Genomic DNA, 22,263 nt, shown 5'->3' with positions numbered 1-22,263 from the left:
TCTTGAGTTGATACCTCAACAAGCGAATATTCAAAATATCATCAAAGCCACTCAACTGAGTGGCTTTTTTACTATTGGATTCGCTCAAATAGTCCCCTTCGCCCAAGGTTTTCCAAACAGCGATTAACTTCTACTGATAAGCAGATGACTGATACCAGCATTCTAACCTCATTTTTTAACCTGCTTGAGATTACGCTATCAGACAATACGAAATGAATGAGAATTTATCTATATCACAATATCAGATTAATCGAATAGGAATATAATCATATTAAAATCTATCATTTCAGAATAAATGCGAAAAGTGTAAATTGTAGATTCTACCATTCATGGCACGTCAAAACGCCTGTAAATTAAATTTAGCATGTCATTGAGATTTTATGAATAGAGTATAGCTGTAAAGATATTATTGCCTATTTAAGCGATTTACAGTGCGATATTGATGTGGATACTGTAAATACTAAAATCTGAGGATAATTTAAAAACTGTGCTATATGCAAATATACTATGCAGACTAACATTCATAAGAATATAGCAAAAAATAGCACTTACATGAAACAACAAACTAAATGACGAAGGATTTAGCATTGCTATATAAAATAAGAATTGATTAGTTGAAATCGGCAATTTATTGAGGAAGTGAAAAAAGAGAATACTGGTGCACCCGAAGGGATTCGAACCCCTGACCGCTCGGTTCGAAGCCGAGTGCTCTATCCAGCTGAGCTACGGATGCTTATGTAAATAAGATTCAGACTGGTGCACCCGAGAGGATTCGAACCTCTGACCGCCCGGTTCGTAGCCGGGTACTCTATCCAGCTGAGCTACGGGTGCATTAATAAAAAATGGTGCACCCGAGAGGATTCGAACCTCTGACCGCCCGGTTCGTAGCCGGGTACTCTATCCAGCTGAGCTACGGGTGCACTTACTACTTTTACAATAAAAATGGCGGTGAGAGAGGGATTCGAACCCTCGATAGAGCTTTTGACCCTATACTCCCTTAGCAGGGGAGCGCCTTCAGCCTCTCGGCCATCTCACCACTAACAACGTTTTTAACTAAACTTTAAAACCGTTGTGTGGCGCATATATTAAGGGCTACAGAAAATAAGTCAAACAATTTTTTAAACTATCCGGTTGTTTGAATATTTAACACCCAATTACGCATAAAATATTACAAATTTTCAGCGTTTTCGGCTGATTGGCACTCTTCGGACTGTGGTTCTTGGTCCTGTTCGCGATCCTGAAAAATACGATTATAAATCTCTTCTCGATGAATTGAGATCTCTTTTGGTGCATTGATACCGATACGAACCTGATTACCTTTTATACCTAAAACGGTAATGAAAACATCATCACCAACAATTAATGTTTCACCAACTCTTCTGGTTAAAATTAGCATTTGTTCTCCTTCTTGCTAAATTACATGAGTCTTTGTTTTATTATTTCATTGATATTCAATAGAGCTTGAGGTAATGCTTGAATATCTACACCGCCAGCCTGTGCAAAATCAGCGCGTCCACCGCCTTTTCCACCAACGCTTTGTGCTAAAATTGAAATAATGTCACCCGCTTTAACAATATCGACTAAATCTTTAGTCACGCCGCCAGCAAGATTAATTCTATCTTCGTTAATTGTCGCAAGAATAACCACTCCAGATTTGATCTGATTTTTAATATCATCAATCATGGTACGTAACAACTTAGCTTCAACCCCTTCTATTTTGGCAACTAACACCGCTTTACCATTAACATTTTCGATGTTATTGAGTAACTGTGAACTTGTCAGCCCCGCTTGTTGCTCTTTGAGTTGCTGAATGGTTTTCTCAAACTGTTTGGTTTGCTCCATCAACAAAGCGATTTTATCGACTACGCTGTAACGATCCGATTTAAACAGTTGTGCCGCTTGTGAAAGCTGGCTCACATCTCGATGCATCGCATTTATTGCGACCTGCCCAGTGATTGCTTCAATACGTCTAACACCCGCTGCAATACCTGATTCTGAAGCGATTTTGAATAAACCAATATCACCCGTTCTCGATACATGCGTACCACCACACAGCTCAATGGAAAAATCTCCCATGGTTAATACCCTAACCTGATCATCATACTTCTCACCAAAAAGTGCCATAGCGCCTTTTTGTTTAGCCTCATCAAGTGCCATCACCGCGACATCAACGGCAAGATTTCGACGAATCTGCTTATTCACTAGATTTTCAATTTGCATAAACTGTTCAGACGTCAAAGCTTCATGATGTGAAAAATCAAAACGGAGCGAATCTGCAGTCACTAATGAACCTTTTTGATGAACATGAGAACCTAATATTTTTTGCAACGCTGCTTGTAGTAAATGAGTTGCTGAATGATTCAGTTTTATTCTTTCCCTTATCTCAGCATCAACTAATGTCGATACCGAATCGCCGACTTTTAACGAGCCTTGTTGCAAAGTACCGATATGACCAATACTTTGACCATATTTTTGCGTATCAACAATATCGAAAACTACGCCTTGTGAAGATAACTGACCCTTATCGCCAACTTGTCCACCTGACTCACCATAAAATGGAGTTTTATTCAGGATAATAATGGCATTACTTGGTGAAGTGATTTGCTCAACAGCAACACCGTCTTCAAAAATAGCGACGACTTGACTCTCTGCGTTGATCTCATTGTAACCCGTGAATTCGGTCACTTCATCAAGCTTGATGACTTTACTATAGTCGACACTAAAATTATTGGCTTCTCGTGCTCGCTGACGCTGAGCATCCATCGCCTTTTCAAAACCAGTTTCATCAATTGAAATATTTCTCTCTCGACAAACATCAGCAGTAAGATCTAGCGGAAAACCATAAGTATCATAAAGTTTAAACGCGACTTCACCACTTAAGACGGTACCATCTAATTTCTCTAGCTCTTGATCTAATAGTGCCAGTCCGCGTTCCAAGGTTTTCAAGAATTGCTCTTCTTCAGTTTTAAGCGTATTTTCAACAAATGTTTTTTGTTTTGCTAAATCACTCGCAGCACTTTGCATGGCATCAATTAAAGGCTGTACGAGTTTGTAGAAGAAGATATCTTTCGCACCTAACATATGCCCATGGCGCACCGCACGACGAATAATACGACGTAATACATAACCACGACCTTCATTAGAAGGAATGACACCATCAGCAATTAAGTATGCGCAAGAACGAATATGATCAGCAATAACTCGTAATGATTTATTGGTTAAATCCTGAACCTGAATAATTTCAGCCGTTGCCTCAATCAGCTGTTTAAACAGATCTATATCATAGTTTGCGTTTACATGTTGTAACACAGCAGAAACACGTTCAAGTCCCATACCGGTATCGACTGACGGTTTTGGTAATGGTAGCATAGTACCATCTTGCTGACGATTGAACTGCATGAAAACGATATTCCAGATTTCAATAAACCGATCGCCATCTTCTTCTGCACTGCCTGGCGGTCCCCCCCAAATATGTGCACCATGATCATAAAAAATTTCAGTACAAGGACCACAAGGACCGGTATCTCCCATTTGCCAGAAGTTATCTGAAGCATAAGGTGCACCTTTATTGTCACCAATACGAACGATACGCTCACGAGGAATACCTATCTCATTTGCCCAGATATCATAAGCCTCATCATCAGTTGCATAAACGGTGACCAGTAATTTCTCTTTCGGCAAATTAAACCAACCTTCCCCCGTCAAAAGCTCCCAGGCAAAGCGAATCGCGTCATGCTTAAAATAATCACCGAAACTGAAATTACCTAACATTTCGAAGAAAGTATGATGACGAGCAGTATAACCGACATTATCTAAGTCGTTGTGTTTTCCACCTGCACGCACACAACGCTGTGACGTTGTTGCTCTGGTATAATTCCGTTTATCCTGACCTAAGAAGACATCTTTAAATTGATTCATACCAGCATTAGTAAATAGTAATGTGGGATCATTGTGCGGGACTAATGAACTACTTGGCACAACTTCATGACCTTTGGCATGAAAAAAATCAAGAAACATCTGGCGAATTTCAGCAGTACTCTTACTCATCATTAAATTCCGATTTTAACGTTAATTTATTAATCAATATTGATTGTTTTTTTATTCTGATCAAAAATATAAACAAATAACCTATTTCGCTCATCAATAAACGAAATTAAGATACTATTACACTATTTTAAGCAGTTTAATTAAAATAGTGAGTATACAAAAGGTAATTTTATTAACATAATACAAATACTAGTGCCATATCCTTTCTGCAGATACAACAAACTAAATAGCTATAATAAATTATGTATTTTGACAAACCAATAGTGGATTTTTGGTACAAAAACCGCGTTATAATATCAATCTTCAATTAAAGAATAAATACTATTTACATTTTGTTGCGAAAAACCTCTACTTAAAAGGAATCGATAGATTTTTTGACGTTGTTTTATATCAAATTTATCAATTTTTCCGTATTTCTTTTCAATTACTTCGCTCATTTTTTTCAACACTGTATCTGATTCATTCTGAGCAAAAAAAGTCATTGCAACGTCATTTGTTATACCACGTTGATTTAATTCCATGATAATCCGTTTATATCCAAACCCACGTTTGGATCGCATTTCAATATACACAGCAGCAAATGCATAATCATCTAGCCACTTACGTTCATGGCAATAATCAATGGCTTGATCAATCTGTTTTATTAAAGACATGTGCGAGGATAACAGGGTATCCTCATCAAGGAAGGGATCAGTTTTAGAAGAGAGTGGCCGATTTTTTTTGGTAAAAAATAGCGTTAATTTCTTTTTTAATTCTAACTTGCTGTGATTTCGCTGTGCAAGCAACTGCACAGCTTTATCCAAGATGTTCTTATTGGTGACGACGTGATTCACTGAAATTAAAACGCGTCTTCGCTTTCATTAACAGCACTGTCATCAGCAATAAATTCTGCTGGGCTGCTGAGTAATAGCTCGCGTAATTTCTGTTCAAGCTCATTAGCAATCCCTGTATGCTCTTGAAGATATTTCATCGAGTTTGCCTTACCCTGACCAATTTTTTCGCCGTTATAGCTATACCATGCACCGGCTTTATCAACTAATTTATGTTTAACACCTAAATCAATTAACTCACCCTCTTTAGAAATACCGCTGCCGTATAGAATCTGGAACTCAGCTTGACGGAATGGTGCAGCCACTTTATTTTTAACAACTTTAACGCGAGTATCACTACCAATCACCTCTTCGCCCTCTTTGACTGAACCAATTCGACGTATATCTAAACGAACTGAGGCATAGAATTTCAACGCATTACCACCGGTTGTCGTTTCTGGATTACCAAACATAACACCAATTTTCATACGAATTTGATTGATAAAGATCACTAAACAGTTAGCGTTTTTGATATTAGCCGTTAATTTACGCAGTGCTTGAGACATCAAACGCGCTTGTAGGCCCATATGAGAATCCCCCATTTCACCTTCAATTTCAGCTCTTGGGGTTAAGGCGGCAACAGAGTCAACAATCACGACATCAACAGCACCTGAACGGACTAAAGCATCACAAATTTCTAAAGCTTGTTCACCCGTATCCGGCTGAGAAACTAATAAATCATCGACTTGCACACCCAGTTTAGCTGCATAGATGGGATCAAGCGCATGTTCTGCATCAATAAATGCACAGGTTTTACCTTGTTTTTGTGCTTGGGCGATAACCGACAACGTTAGCGTTGTTTTACCTGAAGACTCTGGTCCAAAAATCTCCACGATTCGCCCCATCGGTAAACCACCAATGCCCAGTGCGACATCAAGTCCTAAAGAACCTGTTGAAATATAATCGACATCTAGCGTTTGTGTATCACCTAAACGCATAATGGAACCTTTACCAAATTGTTTCTCAATCTGGCTTAAAGCAGCTGACAGTGCGCGTTGTTTATTCTCATTCATTCTTGATATCCATTTTAAATTATTAGATAAGATGTAAACAATTATACTGTATTGTTATACAGTATCAAGCGTTTTTTTTATTATTTCTATTTTATGAATAACCACTAATAACAAATTCAGTAAACATAGATAATTAATAAAACTATTTTTTGTGAAAATCATCACAGGCTAATGATTGACAATTCAATTGGCGAGTTAGATTAAGTGTAGATTTGACAGAATAAGATAATGTAGATTAAAAAAACAAAAGCCACTCTAAAGTGGCTTCTGCTGACTAATGCAGAAGCATTAGTTATATATTTGGCTCCTCCAACTGGACTCGAACCAGTGACATACGGATTAACAGTCCGGCGTTCTACCAACTGAACTATGGAGGAAAAGATTTAACGCTGTGAATAGTATCTTTAAGAGAAGGAACTGTCAATCAATAAAAATAAAAACCGTTGTAATTGATTATTGAATAGTCATTTTTGACTACAATGTTGATTATTATGTGCTATCAGCCACTTTTTTTCTCAATACAGTAAATAAATATATCTATTTGGCACATGGGCAGAAAAGGATATACTGACAAAATAATTACGCTTTATGATGTGGAAAAATGATGAAACAGAATATTTGTGTCTATTGTGGAGCCAGCGATGGTCTGCGTCCTGAATATACAACCTATGCCCAACAACTAGGTAAAGCGATTGCATTGCAACATCGCCGTTTAGTCTACGGTGGCGGGAATAGAGGTTTAATGGGCGTGATTGCCAATGCCGTAATTTCACATGGTGGGGAAGTGATAGGTATCATTCCAGAACGCTTAGTCAAAGCCGAAACTGCGCATCAAGGTATTACTCACTTAGAGGTTGTGCAAGATATGCATCAACGTAAAGCGCGGATGGCCGAACTCGCTGATAGCTTTATTGCTATGCCTGGCGGCACAGGCACCTTAGAAGAGCTTTATGAAGTTTGGACTGCCGCGCAAATTGGTTATCATCAAAAACCCGTGTCACTGTTTAATATTGCAGGTTTTTATGACAAGATGCTGGCATTTTTAGAACATGCTGTTGCCGAGGGTTTTATTCGTCGTCAATTTTATGAAACCCTAATTGTGACGGATGATACTGATGAGTTGTTCCAAAAAATAGATCACTATTTTCCACAAAATCTCGAGCGCTGGATTAAAAAATAGCTGATTGCAACTTATCATAAAAAAGAGCGTCAGTCAGACGCTCTTTGTTCATTTGCAATATCCATAAAGATGCTTAGGCTTTCACTTCTTCAGGTCGTTTGATTATTGCATAAATAACACCGGCAACCACCGAACCGACAATAATTGATAAGAGGTAACCTAAAACCGGTTTTACCACACCTGGAATAGCTAGCGCAAACAATCCACCATGTGGCGTCATTAATTGTGAGCCAAAGGCTAAAGCCATACCGCCCGTAATCGCACCACCAATGATACAACTTGGTAACACTCTTAATGGATCTCGCGCAGCAAATGGAATGGCACCTTCCGAGATAAAGCACAAACCAAGCACAAATGCAGCTTTACCACTCTCTTGTTCACTTTTAGCGAATTTATTTTTAGCAATAAAAGTCGCCAGACTCATTGCTAACGGTGGTACCATACCGCCGGCCATCACAGCCGCCATTGGCGCGTACTGATGATCACTGAGTAAACCCACACCAAATGCATAGGCAACCTTATTAATCGGTCCGCCCATATCGGTACACATCATGCCACCAAGTACCATACCTAATATTATCGCATTAGAGGTATTCATCGTACTTAGCCACTCACTTAAATTCGTCATGAGCCAGGCGATCGGTGAACCGATAATAAACTGCATCGCTAAACCGGTTATCAATGTTGCAAACAAGGGAATGATAAGGATTGGCTTAAGCGCTTCTAAGCTTTGCGGTAACGGCACTCGACGCGTTAATAATAAGGCTAAGTAACCGGCTAAATAACCCGCAGCAATACCACCTAGAAAACCGGCACCAATCGACACGGCAATCATACCGCCTACCAAGCCAGGTGTTAAACCGGGTCTATCCGCTATCGAATAAGCAATATATCCCGCTAATAATGGCACCATTAATGAAAACGCTAATCCACCAATTTCAGCTAAATGCGGCTCACCAATTAAGGTTTGTACACCATTTGCATCGAGTGCAAAATGACCAAAAGCAAAAGCAAGGGCGATAATCAAACCACCTGCCACAACCATCGGTAGCATATAAGACACGCCAGTCAGAAGATGTTTATACACACCTTTTTTCTCCTGAGTGCCACTGTTTTGTGAACTACTTTTTGATTGCGGTTGATAAATGCTTGCCTGTGCAAATGCCTGATCAAACTCTTGCGCTGTTTTCTTTAACGCGGGTCCAGTCTTAGTACGATACATCAGCTTACCGGCGAATTTATTCAAATCGACATCGATATCTGCCGCTACAAAGACTAAATCAGCCGCAGCAATCTCTTCTGGTGTAATTTCGTTACCCACACCAACAGAGCCACGCGTTTCAACTTTACACCACCAGCCACGTTTTTTGGCTTCTTCTTCAATCGCTTCTGCGGCCATAAACGTATGAGCAACTCCCGTAGGGCAAGCCGTCACGGCAACAATACGTTTTATACCGGATACGGCTGGCACTGATGCAGTATCAGTGACTTTCTCATACACAACCGCATTCTTCTCAGCCAGACTTAATGCTGAGATTGGATCAGTAAAAACCTCAGCAACAGAGACCAAAGCCACTTTTCGTCCAACCAAAGCGGTATCAGCTGGAATATTATTTCCGGCAACGACAGCAAAATCTGACTCAACCAGTGTGTCAACAATTTGCCAATGTAGCTGGGTTGCAGCTAACTTTAATTCTGCTTGCGCTAATCGAGTATTAATTGGACCAACACTCGAATCTTCCACTAAAAATATTTTCATCTTCTCACCTAAACTTACTTAATCGCCGTTAATTCAATATTATCGATCATCGCTGACAATGCATTTTTATCTGGTACACCCACATTACTTTGACTAACCGATAATGCGGCTACTGCCGAGGCTAAACGGAAGGTTTCGTCAATCGTTTTTTGTCCTAACAGTCCATACATCAGACCTGCAACCATTGAATCGCCCGCACCAACAGTACTAACCACTTTACAAACAGGCGGTTTTGCTAACCAGACGTGATCTTTTGTCACCCATAATGCACCTTTACTACCTAAAGAAACGACAACATTTGCGATTCCTTGTGCAACCAGCTGTTGAGCCACATTAGTAATATCATCTAGTGTGGTTAATGACTTGCCTGACCACATTTCCAACTCTTTATCATTGGGCTTAATTAACCACGGTGATGCTTTTAAGCCTGCAATCAATGCATCGCGACTACTATCAAAAACAACCCGCGGACACTGTTTAGTCAGCTGGCTCATCCAGGCTGTAAAAGCATCGAGTTCGATACCTGCTGGTAAACTACCACTCACCGCAATCATATCAAAATCTTTCAGCCAAACCAGAGAATCCTTGGCAAATTGTTGCCAATTCTGCTCTGTGATAGAAAAACCAGAGAAATTCAAATCAGTCACATCACCGGTCTCTTCTGTGATTTTCACATTGATACGCGTTCGTCCTGCTACTGTTTGAAATTGATTATCAATCTTTAACTGTTCAAAAAGCTGAACGAAACCATCATCATTTTCTTTACCTAAAAAACCACTAACAGTAATGTCTAGCCCCAAATCCCTCAGAACTTTAGCGACATTGATACCTTTTCCCGCCGCATGTAAACCCGTGGTATTGACTAAATTAACATCACCCAAGGCCACTTTGGGGCAGAAACCAACCAGATCATAAGCAGGATTTAACGTAATTGTCGCAACTTTATAACGCATTTTATTCGACTCCTTCGCCCAATCCTTCAGCCATTGCTTTTTCAATCGCATCTAAAACTTGCTGAGCATCTGGACCTTCGGCGGTAAACAGCAAGCGATCGCCTTTTTTAGCGCCTAACGCTACTACTTTAATTAGACTTGCGGCATTCACGGGCTTATTTGAACCACTTAAATTAGTCACTTTAACCGTACTCTTAAATGCCTTAATTACCTTAATCAACACAGAACTTGGACGAGTATGTAAGCCGTGTGGATTGAGTACAGTCAGCTCTCGACTGAAACCCTCTTGCGTATCCTCAACTGACGCGACATCCGCTTCAACAGGTGTAGATGAAGGCGCTGATTCTAATGTTGACGGTGGTAAGGATACATTCACATCAAAAAACTGCGCTAACGTTTGCGCACCAGCATTTAATAAGGTTTTTGCCTGACGATTAAAAAGTAACTGTGCAAGCTTGTCGATAATCGGCGAAAATGCGTCATTGACTGACGAAATTGTCATTAACAGATTAACCGGTTTATCTTGTTCAGTTAGGGCATTTGTTGGACGACTAATAGCAACCGCATTTTTCAGATTGCCTTGTGCGCTGTCACTAAGCCAAATCCCCTCACCTAAATAGCTTGGCTGATGCTCAATCACTGAAGTTAAAAAAGCCGTGTTGACTGCAGCTATTTTCTGTAATCGCGAAGCATTAAGTGCCTGTAAAGTCTGTAAGCTATCGGCGGGAATATCAAGCATCATCAGTGAAGTGTCAACAATAATCTCATCAGAGGCTGCCTCTGATTTACCGGTTAAAATAGCCACGATATCATCGGCTGATTTGACCTGTTTTAATCTGTCTTCAACATCATCATCGCCCAATACGCGAGTGAGCTGACGTAATAGTTCAAGATGCTCATCCGAACTTGCCGCAATACCGATCGCAACATAAGCTAATTGATCTTCATCGCCCCATTTCACGCCCTGAGGAAAGTGAAAGACTTGCACACCGGTCTTTTTCACTAAATAACGCGTCGTGGTGGTTCCGTGAGGAATTGCAATACCGTTATCCAAATAGGTTGCCGCCTGCTGTTCACGCTGCAACATACCTTCGCCATATCCCTCTTCCACAAAACCTGCTTCAACCAAAGCTTGAGCAATACTTTTAATTGCCTGAGTTTTATCCTGCGCGCTTTGATTCATATGAACATCTTTTGCGACTAATTCAAACATTTTAACCTCTTCTTCTCATGAGCTACTTCAATTCAGCTAAATAATAATAAACAAACCAGATTTAGATATTTTCAGCCTATATTATCAAAGTTGAATCGTTTCAGCAAAATAATGACAATAAATTTTCAGATAGGCAAATTTCTTTTCAAAAAAGCTCAGAATATTGGGATATAACTCACATTTTGCTGATTATTGACCGAGTGTATTACACCAGAAATATTATCTCAGCCGTTCACGGCGCAGACCACCACGATAAATCAATGTTCGATTAATAATGGTCAGATTTGCTTGGTATTGATGACTTTCCAGACAGTTGAGTACCCTGCTTAATGTTTGATGGGCAATCTCTTTATGTTGTTGTGTCACACTAATAATGGGGCACGGTAAAAAATCCAGTAATTCATTATCACCGAAAGTGGCAATCAATAGATCATTGGGTAAATAGCCGAGCCGTTTTAGAATCGCATCTATAATCCCTTGTAATAAGGTAAACGACGTCACAAAAATCGCATTCGGTATTGGATTGGGTAATGGACTTCGATTCAACCAATCGGTAAACGTCTTTTCCGCATCTTGACGGGTAAAGCTGTCCGCATATAAGAGATGAATATCTCGGTTATCCTCACTCATCACGGTTTTAAACCCATGTTCTCGCAATCCACTGATGGGTAATTCAGATAAAGCGCCCATATAGACCACTTTGCTACCAGCATGTTGTTCGAAAGCTTCCGCGAGCATTTTTGCGTCATAAAAATCAGAACCGGTTATCGTACAAAAACGGGCCGGATCAATAGAACGGTCGAGGGCAAAAATGGGTAACGCTCGATTATCCCAGTTAAGATAGAACTCATCAGCCTCAGAAAACGAAGAAGAGACAATAACCGCATCAACCCGGCGCTGCTGTAAATGACGTATGCATTGAATTTCAAGTTCTGGTTGATCTTCTGAACAAGAGATCAGTAACTGATAGCCCTGTTCGCGAGCAAATCTCTCAAGATAATTGGCAATGCGGGTATAACTCAAATTTTCGAGATCGGGGATCACCAATCCCAGTGATGATGTACGTCCCGCTCTTAAACCTGCTGCGATAGCATTAGGCTGAAACTGATGTTGTTTCACAACGGCTAAAACCTTCTCAATAGTCTTATCGCTCACCCGATACTGTTTGGCTTTACCATTAATTACATAGCTGGCAGTCGTTCTTGAAACCCCGGCTAAACGAGCTATTTCCTCAAGTTTCATATTATTAATTCCGTACTCAATTAGGCATTTTCATCGATAAAATCAGACCATATTAGTATAAATAATAAAAAACAATCAATATTGTTTTTATTCGGGACTACCCGCATAATGTTGGGATGAATAAATTGATATCTGCAATATAAATACTTATGCTAACGAAGTCGCAAATTATCAAGCATTTGCAAACCCAAAATAATAGACCTGATTTTCATCCATTACGCCAAGCTGCGGTATTCATCCCGTTAGTTGAAACAGAGGCCGGAATAAGCTTTCTTTTTGAAGTCAGAGCAGCACATTTAAAATGGCAACCTGGCGATATCTGTTTTCCTGGTGGTAAAGTTGAATTGACAGATACCTCAACCCATTTTACGGCCCTACGAGAGACGCAAGAAGAGTTAGGCTTAGGCGCGCAAGATATTAAAATATATTATGAGCTACCGCCATTTTTTACCGTACTAGGTTTAGAGATTTATCCGGTCATTGGTGAAATCGTGCATCCGGAACATATAAAGATCAATCAGCAAGAGGTAGAATCTATTTTTACTGTCCCAATTAGCTGGTTTATGGCAAACCCACCCATTAAGGCAGATATGTTGGTTGCAACAAAGCCCGCCGGGAATTTTCCATTAGAACTATTAAAAAATCGTGATACCGAGTGGCAACAAAGGTCATCACATGAAGTCTATCTTTACCCATATCAACATCATGTGATATGGGGACTGACGGCACAAATTATCGTATCTTGTTTAAGTTTATTCAATGCAATATAAAATCAAAAAGGATTGAACATGTTAAATAACCCAAAGCCCCTTAATGTCGATCAATCTGAGATCGATAAATTCTCGGCAATGGCGTCTGAGTGGTGGGATCCTAATGGTAAATTCAAGCCATTACACACAATTAATCCCCTGCGGGTTGAATATATTTTAAGTCAAACTGGTGATTTAATGGGTAAATCGGTATTAGATGTCGGTTGTGGTGGCGGTATTCTTACTGAAAGTTTAGCCAAATTAGGTGCAACAACTACAGCCATCGATATGGCCGAACTCTCTTTGAATATAGCCAAAACACACGCACAAGCGCAGCATCTGACGATTGATTATCGACTCGAATCGATTGAGCAGCACCTAGCCCAAACATCACAGCGTTATGATGTGATTACTTGTATGGAGATGTTAGAACACGTGCCAGATCCACACTCTATCATTGATAGCTGCGCTAAATTACTCAAACCGCAGGGTAAGCTCTTCTTATCGACCATCAATCGTAATCATAAATCCCGTTTAATGCTGATTATTGGGGCAGAATATATTGCGCGAATTGTCCCCAAAGGCACCCATGATTTTAATAAGTTTATCCGACCGTCCGAATTAATGGGCTGGATAGAGCAAGCCGGACTAGCGACACAAGCCTTTATTGGTATGGAGTATCATCTACTTGGCAATAAGTTTACCTTAGGGCGCAACATCGATGTGAACTATATTGCTCTGGCGACAAAAAAGTAGTCCGACAGAAAAAAACAGCTGTTTTGTCTTAAAATAATCAAGCTAGCTGAAACAGATGAAAAGAGCCTAGTCCAGTGCCGGGCTCTCTGTTCATTCAGAGCAAAAGATCTTTTTAGTCTCTTAATGCACCGCCAGTTTATAATCTAACACCAACTGTTTCTTCTTAAGATCCACTTTAACCAAACCACCATGCCGTAAAGCGCCAAATAGCAGTTCATGCGCAATCGGTTTTTTAATATTTTCATGAATGACTCGCGCCATCGGCCTTGCGCCCATGGCTTTATCATAGCCCTTCTCAGCAAGCCAAGCCCGTGCCGATTTACTTACCTCAAGCTGAACCTGCTTAGCATTAAGTTGCTCTGCGAGCTCATGAATGAATTTATTGACGATATTCGCGGTAATTTCTGGTGTTAAATGCGCAAACCAAACAATATTATCCAGTCGATTACGAAATTCCGGACTAAATAAACGGTTAATCTCCTGCATTGCATCAGTACTATTGTCTTGCTGATTAAAACCAATACTCTTACGCACCGTCTCCTGAACCCCGGCATTGGTTGTCATCACCACAATCACATTTCGAAAGTCTGCTTTACGACCATTGCTATCGGTCAATGAACCATTATCCATAATCTGTAATAATAAGTTGAAGATATCGGGATGAGCCTTCTCTATCTCATCCAATAGTAATACCGAATAAGGATGTTTAATCACCGCATCAGTTAATAGTCCGCCCTGCTCAAAACCGACATAACCGGGTGGTGAACCAATTAAACGACTCACGGTATGAGCCTCTTTATATTCAGACATATCAAAGCGTAATAATTTGATACCCAGCATTTTGGCGAGTTGCTGGGTAATTTCAGTTTTACCGACACCAGTCGGCCCGGCAAATAAAAATGAACCTACCGGTTTATGTTCACGGCCAAGTCCAGCGCGATTTAAAATAATGGCATCACTTAATACATCAATCGCTTTATCTTGCCCAAAAACCACCGATTTTAATTCAGTATGCAGATGTTGTAAGCGTGTTTTATCATTAGTCGAGACGTTATTTTCAGGCACTCGGGCAATTTTGGCGACAATCGTTTCAATATCACTCTCATGAATGATCTTTTTTCGACTTCGTTTCGGTAAAAGTGCATTTTTTGCGCCAGCTTCATCAATTAAATCGATGGCTTTATCGGGTAAAAACCGATCATTGATATATTTAACCGACAGCTCAACGGCACTACGTAGCGCTTTATCGGTATAATGGATCTGATGATACTTTTCATAATAACTTTTTAAACCCGCTAAAATCTTAATCGTATCTTCAACCGAGGGTTCAAGGATATCAATTTTTTGGAATCGTCGGGCTAACGCATGATCCTTTTCAAAGATTCGGCTAAACTCCTGATAAGTGGTTGAACCTATTACTCGAATTCGTCCTGAAGAGAGTAACGGCTTAAACAAATTAGCCGTATCCACTTTACTCTCACCCGTTGCGCCAGCACCAATAATCATATGAATTTCATCGATAAACAAAATACTATTGGGCTGCTGCTCTAATTCTGTCACTAATTCATTAAATCGTTTTTCAAAATCGCCCCGATAAGTTGTCCCTGCGATTAAGGCGCTCATATCAAATGAGTAAATGACCGCATCTTTTAAAATATGCGGTACTTTATTTCGCTCAATCAGCCAGGCTAATCCTTCAACAATGGCCGTTTTACCGACGCCGGCTTCACCGACTAAAATTGAATTATTCTTACGCCGGCGACACAAAACTTGCATCACTCTTTCAATATCCAGCTCTCGTCCAATTAACGGATCAATCCCACCTTGTTTAGCGATCGCATTCAAATTGGTCGTATAACGTTCTAAAGCGGTCAATTCAGCTTGTTGTGATGCATCGTGTTGCGGCTGCCTATTTTCTGTCGACATATAATGATGAGAAATAAAGTCGATCACCTCAAGCCTGTCAATATTATGTTGATTAAGGATATAGCAGGCATAAGATTCATTTTGGCTTAAAATTGAAACCAAGACATCCAAACTGGTTATCTCTTCTTTTTGGACGGACTCAATATGAAGGGCGGCGCGCTGAATCACCTGCTGAAAAGCCATCGTTGGCTCAGTCATAGATTCGTTATCACTGAGGTAGGTAATATTTTGTTCAATATAAACGATCAAATCATCGATAATCGCTTCAAAATCCAGATGTAAAGCCGATAACACATTAATGACGGTTTTATCTTTTAATAGGGCCATTAATAGCTGTTCGATAGTTAAATACTCATAACCAAAGGATTGAGCATCACTAAAGGCTTGATTAATCACTAACTGTAAATCTTTATTTATAATCATTCCAAAACTTTCTCCATGGTACAGCGTAATGGAAACTGGTGTTCCCGAGCATATTGGGTGACCTTAATCACTTTCATTTCAGCTATTTCAGCTGTATAAAAACCACAAACTCCAATACCATGATGATGTATTGCCAGCATAATTTCGGTTGCTTTTGCCTCATCATGACTAAAAAATCGTTGTAAAACCTCAATCACAAAATCCATTGTTGTATAATCATCATTATGCATAATGACAAGATATTTTGATGGGGGCGTTAACTGTTTTTGTTTCTTTTCATTAACACAGTGATCTTTTATGTTATAATATGACATTATTGCAAATCTTTTCTTCTATCAAGCCAATTTTGTTGTTTATTATATACTCGAGTCGATATTGGTTACAGTGATTTACACTAGCTTTTTGATCAAAGAAACAATAATTAATCTTAGTTTAATAACATATGAGGGCTATCGTTTGTTCGCTGGTAATCAAAACGATAAAAACGCAGAACCCTACTGTAAAACAGTTTCCTATTTAATTCAAATATATGAAAATGCCAAATCAAACCAAATCACTTTTAGTTCAACTTGTCTCAGGTCAATTACCGCTCAATCCTTTATGGCAAAAAACCAGCTACAGAATGAAGTTTTTATTCCGTTCTTATTTGGCTTATCCTGAAACCTTGCCTTGGCTAAAAAAGTTGGCTCTATATCCTTTACTTCAAACCTTTTTAAGTCAGCAAACGAATTTACCCGCCAAGCTACAAAGACCTTACTTGGCGAGCAATATGTCACGTAAAGCACGCTACAACGCGTTATGTGCACATTATGATTTTATATCGTCTTTACCAACAACATTAGTTGAGCATCTTTATGCCGCAAATCCGATCGTATTGGCCGAGATTATTGGTAAAGATGAACAGCCGTTTACTATCACATTGGAAAGTAATGATAAATATAGCCGTGAAGGTGAATTAACCCTTTCGGTGTTTAATCATGAACAGGTTAATTTAGCCACACTAACTTTCGCTATCATCAAGCATCAGCAAAAATTGACGCTTTTCATTGGTGGTTTGCAAGGTAGTAATCAAGAAAATGCTCGCGAACAGATTCAAAAGGCGACGAAAGCTTGCTACGGTATTTTTCCTAAAACGATGGCCATTGAAGCTATTTTGGTTATCGCACGCTTTTTGCAGGTAGAGCAGATTCTGGCTGTGAGCAATCGAACGCATATTTATAATAACTTTCGTTATCGTCGCCAAAATAAGTTGCGTATGGCCGATTATGATAGTTATTGGGAGACGTTACAAGCAACAATCAGCGATGATGATTTCTACTCACTGCCTGCCAAGCTGGTTCGTAAAGCGATGGAAGATATTCCAAGTAAAAAGAGATCCGAATATCGAAATCGCTATTTGCTATTAGATAAGCTTATCGATGACACCCATCAACATTTAGTGAATTTAACAAAATAATAAAAAGGAATTGAGCCTATATGTACTCGGGATTGCTGATCGTTTTGTTACCTTTTTTTCTCGGTTATCTTTTCAGACTGAAAGATAAAAAGTGGTTAGATAGAATTAATTTTTTATTGAGTCTATGTGTTTATCTCATCCTCTTTGTCATGGGGATTAGCTTGGCACAACTGGATAATCTGGGTAATCATTTTCAAACGATCATCTACTCGACATCGATTGTATTTATTTGTACCTTCGGGATGAATTTTTTTGCTTTAGCCTGTATCGATATCTTTTTACCTTGGCGTTCACACAATACCAATCAGCAGCTCCCGTCAAGATGGAAAATGATCTTAGAGTCGTTACAGATTTGTCTTGCACTCATTAGCGGATTTTTAATTGGCTTAATACCAATTAACATCTTTCATTATGCGAGCCATGTCAGCGAAATTGTATTAATTATCTTACTGTTTATTGTGGGTATTCAATTACGTAGCAATGGCATGACCTTAAAACAGATCCTGATTAACAAGATTGGCTTAATGACCACTGCCGTTGTGTGTAGTAGTGCTTTATTAGGTGGCATACTTTCCGCTTTGATACTTGATATGCCCTTAAAAAATGGTTTAGCCCTATCATCGAGTTTCGGCTGGTACTCGTTGTCGGGTATTTTAATGACTGAGACTCACGGGCCGCTTATCGGTAGTATCGCCTTTTTTAACGATTTATTGCGCGAACTGATAGCGGTGTTACTGATCCCCTCGCTGATTCATCGTTATCGCATCACCGCTTTGGGCCTTTGCGGCGCAACATCAATGGATTTTACCCTGCCTATTCTACAAAAAGGCGGTGGCCCCTCTATGGTACCGGCAGCAATTGTGCAAGGTTTTATATTGAGCCTGCTGGTGCCTATTTTATTAACGCTATTTAACTACTAATTATCATGACCAAATCGATACAAAAAAATACCGACTGTCCATGTGGCATACAACAATCTTATGCCCAGTGCTGCCAGCCTTACCATTTATGGCAAAAAAATGCACCCGATGCTGAAACCTTAATGCGTTCTCGCTATAGCGCTTATGCTTTAAAAAATGCCAAATATCTGATTGCCACCTGGCATCCTAAAACACTGCCAAACCAATTGGCTGAATATCTCAATGAGGCTAAATGGATTGAACTTAAGATAGAAAAAAGCTGGCCAGGCGATAAAGCTGATGAAGCTTATGTTGAATTCACCGCGCGCTATCGAAATAGCTCGGGCCGCGCAGAAAAGATGCATGAAATTAGCCGCTTTATCAAACAGGGTGATCACTGGTTCTATGTCGATGGACAGGTCAGCTAAGGGATTAACACCAAACGTGCTGACCATACGTTTTATCAAATTAGCCAGTCAGATTAAATCAGGTTAACCACGGTATTTCAGCAGTTAACCTCTCTACTCAATCTCCATAATAACATCATCAATCAATCGGCAACCATAAATCGTCGATACTCATCATAAGCAAAGTGATCGGTCATACCACTGATATAATCCTGAATTAGCCGGCAGCGATAATAGAATTCCCAAATAGCAAAGTCAGCACTTTGCTGATATTCATCAATCGATTGACGGTAAGCGACACAATGTTTGGCCGATAGCTTATGAAAAAGCCGCGTTTCGATAGGGTAACGTTTATGGCTATTCTCATCGACTAACTGGATAAAGTCAGCGGTCGACATATCCAGCAGTGGGCTATAGATATCGAGCAAGCCACAAATAATACGATAACCTTGTAGCTCAATATTCTCAACCGACTCGTGATTAAAGACATACTTAAAGCCGACCGTTTTAAACATATTTAATAGCTGATATTCACTCCCCCGATCTTCAAGGAGTGCCTGATTAAAACTGCCGTGATAGATATCGTCGATATTTTCTAAAAAACGTTCTGCGGCATGCGGCACTAACTGCCCGATGGTATTGACTCTCAGTAGCATAAAAAACTGATCAATACCGGTCGGTAATAGCTCATTTCTCTTTAGCTCATTATAAACTTTATAGGCTTTATTCACCGTCTGCTCAAACAGATCACCTGACGTTTGTTGACCCCATGCTTCCTGTAAATATTGATAAAGCTGTTCAACGGATAGAATGCGTTTCTCAACCGCATCTTCAAGATCAGCAATACAGTAAGAGATATCATCTGCCGCTTCCATAATATAGGTCAATGGGAAACGATGAAAAGGTTGCATCTCTAACTGCTGATAAAGCTCAGTAACAAAAGCTTCTTCTGACAGATAGTAACCCGGTTTCTTCATCAAATAGTGATAACTGTCTGGAATGGCTTCATACCAGTAAGCGGGTCGGGTATACTTTAAAATACAGGCGGTTTGTGAATAAGTCAGATTTAATTTCAACAATGAATGTACTAAACGGATCGCTTGCGCATTACCTTCAAAATGACAGAGATCATGGCGAATCTTTTTACGTAACGCATCTTGTGCTGGTGAGCCATCTTGATCAGCAAAAGCCAGCACGGCATAATGACTCGCTTTATCAATGGAAAAACGCGCCATAAACCATTGATTAATCGCCGACTCACCAAAATGTCCAAAAGGTGGATTACCAATATCATGCATTAAACAGGCCATTTCAATCACACTTTCAATCGGTGTCATCCAGGCGGTTAATCCATACTGTTCAAGCTTGTGATCATTAGCTAAGCGGTGAAACACCTCTTTCACAATATGGCGACCCACTTGTTGTACTTCTAAAGAGTGCGTTAACCGCGTTCTGACCACCGCATTACGCTCGAGCGGAAAGACTTGTGTTTTTTGTTGCAAACGACGAATAGCCGCCGAATTTAAAATGCGCCCACGATCACTTTCAAAACAGCGGATAATGGCATATTCATCTTTCGGTTCAGTGGAAGACTGTTTATGATTATGACGGTGATAGCTCATTTTAGTGTTGAAATTGATCATGCTGACAATCTAATCCTTTTATTTAAACCAGTCGACGGTTTGCCCACTGTATCACATCTTGACTCAGTGAGGGTAATAGCGGCAGGAGTGTGATTAATACCTGACTAAGCTGGTTGGGATCAGGATGACATAAATTGAGATGTCCGACTTTGCGACCCGCTCTCACCGCTTTATCATACCAGTGCAAATGCACCAAGGGTTGCTGTAGCCACTGATAATTTAATGGTATACCGATCAAATTTATCATCAATGAGGAAGAAGAGACAACTGGTTTAGGTAACGGCATATCTAAAATAGCCCGAAGATGCAGTTCAAACTGGCTGATAGATGCACCGTTTTGTGTCCAGTGGCCACTATTGTGTACTCTGGGTGCGAGTTCATTAATCAGTAACGATTCGCCAACAATAAAACACTCCATCGCCATAACACCGACATAATTCAGGCGATCCATAATCGTTGTTAATCTCTTTTCGGCCTGTAACTGAAAACGATCGGCCAGATAAGGATGGGCGATGCTCGCCTTTAATATCCCCTCTTGGTGGTAATTGTGGGTTATCGGATAAAAAACCGTTTGCCCTTGTCGGTTACGTGCCCCCACTAAAGAGATTTCACCCTCAAAAGCAATCGCTTGTTCAACAATCGCCTGAGTGTATATCTCTAACGGTAAATCAATTGCCTTATCTTTACCTAAACGCCACTGTCCGCGACCATCATATCCCCCTACTCGGCGCTTGATAATGAGTAAATCGCCCAACGATTGAAATAGTGCTGGCCACTGCGCATCATCATTGAGTGCAGACCATTTTGCCGTAGGCAGTGACAGTTCATCTAATAACGCTTTTTGGGTTAATCTGTCGGCAATAATTGGAAAGACATCGCGATTCACAAACAGGGGATGAGTCGCTAACATTTGCGTAAAAGGGGTATCAGGCCATCGTTCAATTTCAGCGGTGATCACCGATTGTTGATAAGATATCTGATCGGGTAAAGCATCAACACCAATCGGATAGACCGCGATACCGAGCGGTTCGCCAGCTTGACGTAACATTCGTCCTAATTGACCATTACCTAATATATAAACTGACTTCATGATATCAATATCCCTTTTGGAATTAGACAAATAAGTGACTTATAGCTCACGTGGATCAGGATGCGCTAACACTTCCTCGGTCTGTGTTTGGCGCCAGTGCAGTAAAGCAGTAAAAATTCGTTGGTCATGTAAAGCTAAAATTTGCGCAGCTAACAGAGCCGCATTTGCAGCACCAGCCTTACCTATCGCTAAAGTACCGACCGGAATGCCTTTAGGCATCTGCACGATAGAATATAAACTATCCACACCACTTAAAGCCGCACTTTGTATCGGCACCCCTAAAACAGGGACTAAGGTTTTAGCCGCTAACATGCCCGGTAAATGAGCGGCGCCGCCAGCACCGGCAATAATAATCTCAATACCATGATGCTTGGCTTGTTCAGCAAATGAAAATAATTTATCCGGTGTTCGATGGGCAGAAACGATCTCAATATGATAATCAATTGATAAGGCGGTAAGCACGTCGGCAGCATGTTGCATGGTTGACCAATCACTTTGCGATCCCATCACTATCGCGACTTTGGGGCGAATATTGCACATAAAATAGACTCAGCTTAAGCGTAGAGGCTTATCATTATAAAGAATAATCAGCTTGAAATGAATAAAAAAGGGGACATAACTTTCCCCTTTAATTTATA

Annotated in this window: 19 protein-coding genes and 5 tRNA genes; 6 read left to right on the top strand and 18 right to left on the bottom strand. The window is 40.1% G+C overall.

Annotation, left to right across the window (positions count from 1 at the left end; translation table 11 throughout):
* Window positions 1-656: 656 nt before the first annotated feature.
* The 9 genes from RHO15_04920 to RHO15_04880 form a co-directional block, all read right to left on the bottom strand.
* Window positions 657-733, bottom strand: a tRNA-Arg gene (locus tag RHO15_04920).
* Between the two features lie 21 nt (window positions 734-754).
* Window positions 755-831 (bottom strand) — tRNA-Arg (locus RHO15_04915).
* 12 nt (window positions 832-843) lie between these two features.
* Window positions 844-920: transfer RNA gene (locus RHO15_04910), tRNA-Arg, on the bottom strand.
* Window positions 921-943: 23 nt separating this feature from the next.
* A tRNA-Ser gene (locus RHO15_04905) sits at window positions 944-1,036 on the bottom strand.
* A gap of 132 nt (window positions 1,037-1,168) precedes the next feature.
* The gene (csrA, locus tag RHO15_04900) at window positions 1,169-1,396 is read right to left on the bottom strand and encodes a carbon storage regulator CsrA (protein ID WVD64853.1); all 228 of its coding nucleotides are present in this window, start codon (window positions 1,394-1,396) and stop codon (window positions 1,169-1,171) included.
* A 20-nt stretch (window positions 1,397-1,416) separates the two neighbouring features.
* Complete coding sequence (gene alaS / locus RHO15_04895; GenBank protein WVD64852.1) at window positions 1,417-4,047, bottom strand: alanine--tRNA ligase; 2,631 nt, start codon at window positions 4,045-4,047, stop codon at window positions 1,417-1,419.
* Window positions 4,048-4,343: 296 nt separating this feature from the next.
* Window positions 4,344-4,850: a regulatory protein RecX gene (locus RHO15_04890; protein ID WVD64851.1), complete on the bottom strand. Its 507-nt coding sequence runs from the start codon at window positions 4,848-4,850 to the stop codon at window positions 4,344-4,346.
* Window positions 4,851-4,885: 35 nt separating this feature from the next.
* The gene (gene recA / locus RHO15_04885) at window positions 4,886-5,929 is read right to left on the bottom strand and encodes a recombinase RecA (GenBank protein WVD64850.1); all 1,044 of its coding nucleotides are present in this window, start codon (window positions 5,927-5,929) and stop codon (window positions 4,886-4,888) included.
* Window positions 5,930-6,230: 301 nt separating this feature from the next.
* Window positions 6,231-6,306, bottom strand: a tRNA-Asn gene (locus RHO15_04880).
* Between the two features lie 227 nt (window positions 6,307-6,533).
* On the opposite strand from RHO15_04880, the gene RHO15_04875 reads away from it, so the two are divergent.
* Window positions 6,534-7,109, top strand: a complete 576-nt coding sequence (locus RHO15_04875) for a TIGR00730 family Rossman fold protein (protein ID WVD64849.1) — start codon at window positions 6,534-6,536, stop codon at window positions 7,107-7,109.
* Between the two features lie 73 nt (window positions 7,110-7,182).
* Here RHO15_04875 and fruA read toward each other — a convergent pair whose 3' ends face one another.
* The 4 genes from fruA to cra form a co-directional block, all read right to left on the bottom strand.
* Window positions 7,183-8,868: a PTS fructose transporter subunit IIBC gene (gene fruA, locus RHO15_04870; protein WVD64848.1), complete on the bottom strand. Its 1,686-nt coding sequence runs from the start codon at window positions 8,866-8,868 to the stop codon at window positions 7,183-7,185.
* Between the two features lie 14 nt (window positions 8,869-8,882).
* Entirely contained in the window at window positions 8,883-9,821 is a 939-nt protein-coding gene (gene fruK, locus RHO15_04865) for a 1-phosphofructokinase (GenBank protein ID WVD64847.1), read from the bottom strand.
* Between the two features lies 1 nt (window position 9,822).
* Entirely contained in the window at window positions 9,823-11,034 is a 1,212-nt protein-coding gene (fruB, locus tag RHO15_04860) for a fused PTS fructose transporter subunit IIA/HPr protein (protein WVD64846.1), read from the bottom strand.
* 219 nt (window positions 11,035-11,253) lie between these two features.
* Entirely contained in the window at window positions 11,254-12,276 is a 1,023-nt protein-coding gene (gene cra / locus RHO15_04855) for a catabolite repressor/activator (GenBank protein ID WVD64845.1), read from the bottom strand.
* 149 nt (window positions 12,277-12,425) lie between these two features.
* Here cra and RHO15_04850 point away from each other — a divergent pair, with 149 nt between their 5' ends.
* Window positions 12,426-13,046 carry a CoA pyrophosphatase gene (locus tag RHO15_04850; GenBank protein ID WVD64844.1) on the top strand — a complete coding sequence of 207 codons (621 nt, stop codon included), beginning with the start codon at window positions 12,426-12,428 and terminating at the stop codon, window positions 13,044-13,046.
* Window positions 13,047-13,064: 18 nt separating this feature from the next.
* On the top strand, window positions 13,065-13,781 hold the full coding sequence (ubiG, locus tag RHO15_04845; GenBank protein ID WVD64843.1) for a bifunctional 2-polyprenyl-6-hydroxyphenol methylase/3-demethylubiquinol 3-O-methyltransferase UbiG: 717 nt from the start codon (window positions 13,065-13,067) through the stop codon (window positions 13,779-13,781).
* 120 nt (window positions 13,782-13,901) lie between these two features.
* Here ubiG and clpA read toward each other — a convergent pair whose 3' ends face one another.
* On the bottom strand, window positions 13,902-16,127 hold the full coding sequence (gene clpA, locus RHO15_04840; GenBank protein ID WVD64974.1) for an ATP-dependent Clp protease ATP-binding subunit ClpA: 2,226 nt from the start codon (window positions 16,125-16,127) through the stop codon (window positions 13,902-13,904).
* On the bottom strand, window positions 16,127-16,444 hold the full coding sequence (gene clpS, locus RHO15_04835) for an ATP-dependent Clp protease adapter ClpS (GenBank protein ID WVD64842.1): 318 nt from the start codon (window positions 16,442-16,444) through the stop codon (window positions 16,127-16,129). Before clpS ends, clpA begins: the two co-directional genes overlap by 1 nt.
* A gap of 221 nt (window positions 16,445-16,665) precedes the next feature.
* Here clpS and RHO15_04830 point away from each other — a divergent pair, with 221 nt between their 5' ends.
* Genes RHO15_04830 through RHO15_04820 form a run of 3 tightly spaced genes read left to right on the top strand, consistent with a single transcriptional unit; the run spans window position 16,666 to window position 18,913 of the window.
* Window positions 16,666-17,586, top strand: coding sequence for a VirK/YbjX family protein (locus tag RHO15_04830; protein ID WVD64841.1), 921 nt, complete (start codon window positions 16,666-16,668; stop codon window positions 17,584-17,586).
* Between the two features lie 20 nt (window positions 17,587-17,606).
* On the top strand, window positions 17,607-18,506 hold the full coding sequence (locus tag RHO15_04825; GenBank protein ID WVD64840.1) for a lysine exporter LysO family protein: 900 nt from the start codon (window positions 17,607-17,609) through the stop codon (window positions 18,504-18,506).
* Window positions 18,507-18,511: 5 nt separating this feature from the next.
* Window positions 18,512-18,913 (top strand): YchJ family protein, encoded by a 402-nt coding sequence (locus tag RHO15_04820; protein ID WVD64839.1) that lies wholly within the window; start codon window positions 18,512-18,514, stop codon window positions 18,911-18,913.
* A 122-nt stretch (window positions 18,914-19,035) separates the two neighbouring features.
* On the opposite strand, the gene dgt is transcribed toward RHO15_04820, so the two are convergent.
* Genes dgt through purE form a run of 3 tightly spaced genes read right to left on the bottom strand, consistent with a single transcriptional unit; the run spans window position 19,036 to window position 22,165 of the window.
* Complete coding sequence (gene dgt, locus RHO15_04815; protein ID WVD64838.1) at window positions 19,036-20,535, bottom strand: dGTPase; 1,500 nt, start codon at window positions 20,533-20,535, stop codon at window positions 19,036-19,038.
* A 22-nt stretch (window positions 20,536-20,557) separates the two neighbouring features.
* Window positions 20,558-21,625, bottom strand: coding sequence for a 5-(carboxyamino)imidazole ribonucleotide synthase (gene purK / locus RHO15_04810; GenBank protein ID WVD64837.1), 1,068 nt, complete (start codon window positions 21,623-21,625; stop codon window positions 20,558-20,560).
* Window positions 21,626-21,664: 39 nt separating this feature from the next.
* The gene (purE, locus tag RHO15_04805) at window positions 21,665-22,165 is read right to left on the bottom strand and encodes a 5-(carboxyamino)imidazole ribonucleotide mutase (GenBank protein ID WVD64836.1); all 501 of its coding nucleotides are present in this window, start codon (window positions 22,163-22,165) and stop codon (window positions 21,665-21,667) included.
* Between the last annotated feature and the right edge of the window lie 98 nt (window positions 22,166-22,263).

This window comes from Orbaceae bacterium lpD01, from assembly GCA_036251705.1.
Taxonomy (GTDB): domain Bacteria; phylum Pseudomonadota; class Gammaproteobacteria; order Enterobacterales; family Orbaceae; genus Utexia; species Utexia brackfieldae.
This window is presented reverse-complemented; position numbering and strand designations above follow the sequence as displayed.

What these genes read in the sequence shown, in the direction of transcription:
- csrA (WVD64853.1), bottom strand. Translation starts at nt 1,396, where the DNA reads ATGCTAATTTTAACCAGAAGAGTTGGTGAAACATTAATTGTTGGTGAT.
- alaS (WVD64852.1), bottom strand. Translation starts at nt 4,047, where the DNA reads ATGAGTAAGAGTACTGCTGAAATTCGCCAGATGTTTCTTGATTTTTTT.
- recA (WVD64850.1), bottom strand. Translation starts at nt 5,929, where the DNA reads ATGAATGAGAATAAACAACGCGCACTGTCAGCTGCTTTAAGCCAGATT.
- RHO15_04875 (WVD64849.1), top strand. Translation starts at nt 6,534, where the DNA reads ATGAAACAGAATATTTGTGTCTATTGTGGAGCCAGCGATGGTCTGCGT.
- fruA (WVD64848.1), bottom strand. Translation starts at nt 8,868, where the DNA reads ATGAAAATATTTTTAGTGGAAGATTCGAGTGTTGGTCCAATTAATACT.
- fruK (WVD64847.1), bottom strand. Translation starts at nt 9,821, where the DNA reads ATGCGTTATAAAGTTGCGACAATTACGTTAAATCCTGCTTATGATCTG.
- fruB (WVD64846.1), bottom strand. Translation starts at nt 11,034, where the DNA reads ATGTTTGAATTAGTCGCAAAAGATGTTCATATGAATCAAAGCGCGCAG.
- cra (WVD64845.1), bottom strand. Translation starts at nt 12,276, where the DNA reads ATGAAACTTGAGGAAATAGCTCGTTTAGCCGGGGTTTCAAGAACGACT.
- RHO15_04850 (WVD64844.1), top strand. Translation starts at nt 12,426, where the DNA reads ATGCTAACGAAGTCGCAAATTATCAAGCATTTGCAAACCCAAAATAAT.
- ubiG (WVD64843.1), top strand. Translation starts at nt 13,065, where the DNA reads ATGTTAAATAACCCAAAGCCCCTTAATGTCGATCAATCTGAGATCGAT.
- clpS (WVD64842.1), bottom strand. Translation starts at nt 16,444, where the DNA reads ATGTCATATTATAACATAAAAGATCACTGTGTTAATGAAAAGAAACAA.
- RHO15_04830 (WVD64841.1), top strand. Translation starts at nt 16,666, where the DNA reads ATGCCAAATCAAACCAAATCACTTTTAGTTCAACTTGTCTCAGGTCAA.
- RHO15_04825 (WVD64840.1), top strand. Translation starts at nt 17,607, where the DNA reads ATGTACTCGGGATTGCTGATCGTTTTGTTACCTTTTTTTCTCGGTTAT.
- RHO15_04820 (WVD64839.1), top strand. Translation starts at nt 18,512, where the DNA reads ATGACCAAATCGATACAAAAAAATACCGACTGTCCATGTGGCATACAA.
- dgt (WVD64838.1), bottom strand. Translation starts at nt 20,535, where the DNA reads ATGATCAATTTCAACACTAAAATGAGCTATCACCGTCATAATCATAAA.
- purK (WVD64837.1), bottom strand. Translation starts at nt 21,625, where the DNA reads ATGAAGTCAGTTTATATATTAGGTAATGGTCAATTAGGACGAATGTTA.
- purE (WVD64836.1), bottom strand. Translation starts at nt 22,165, where the DNA reads ATGTGCAATATTCGCCCCAAAGTCGCGATAGTGATGGGATCGCAAAGT.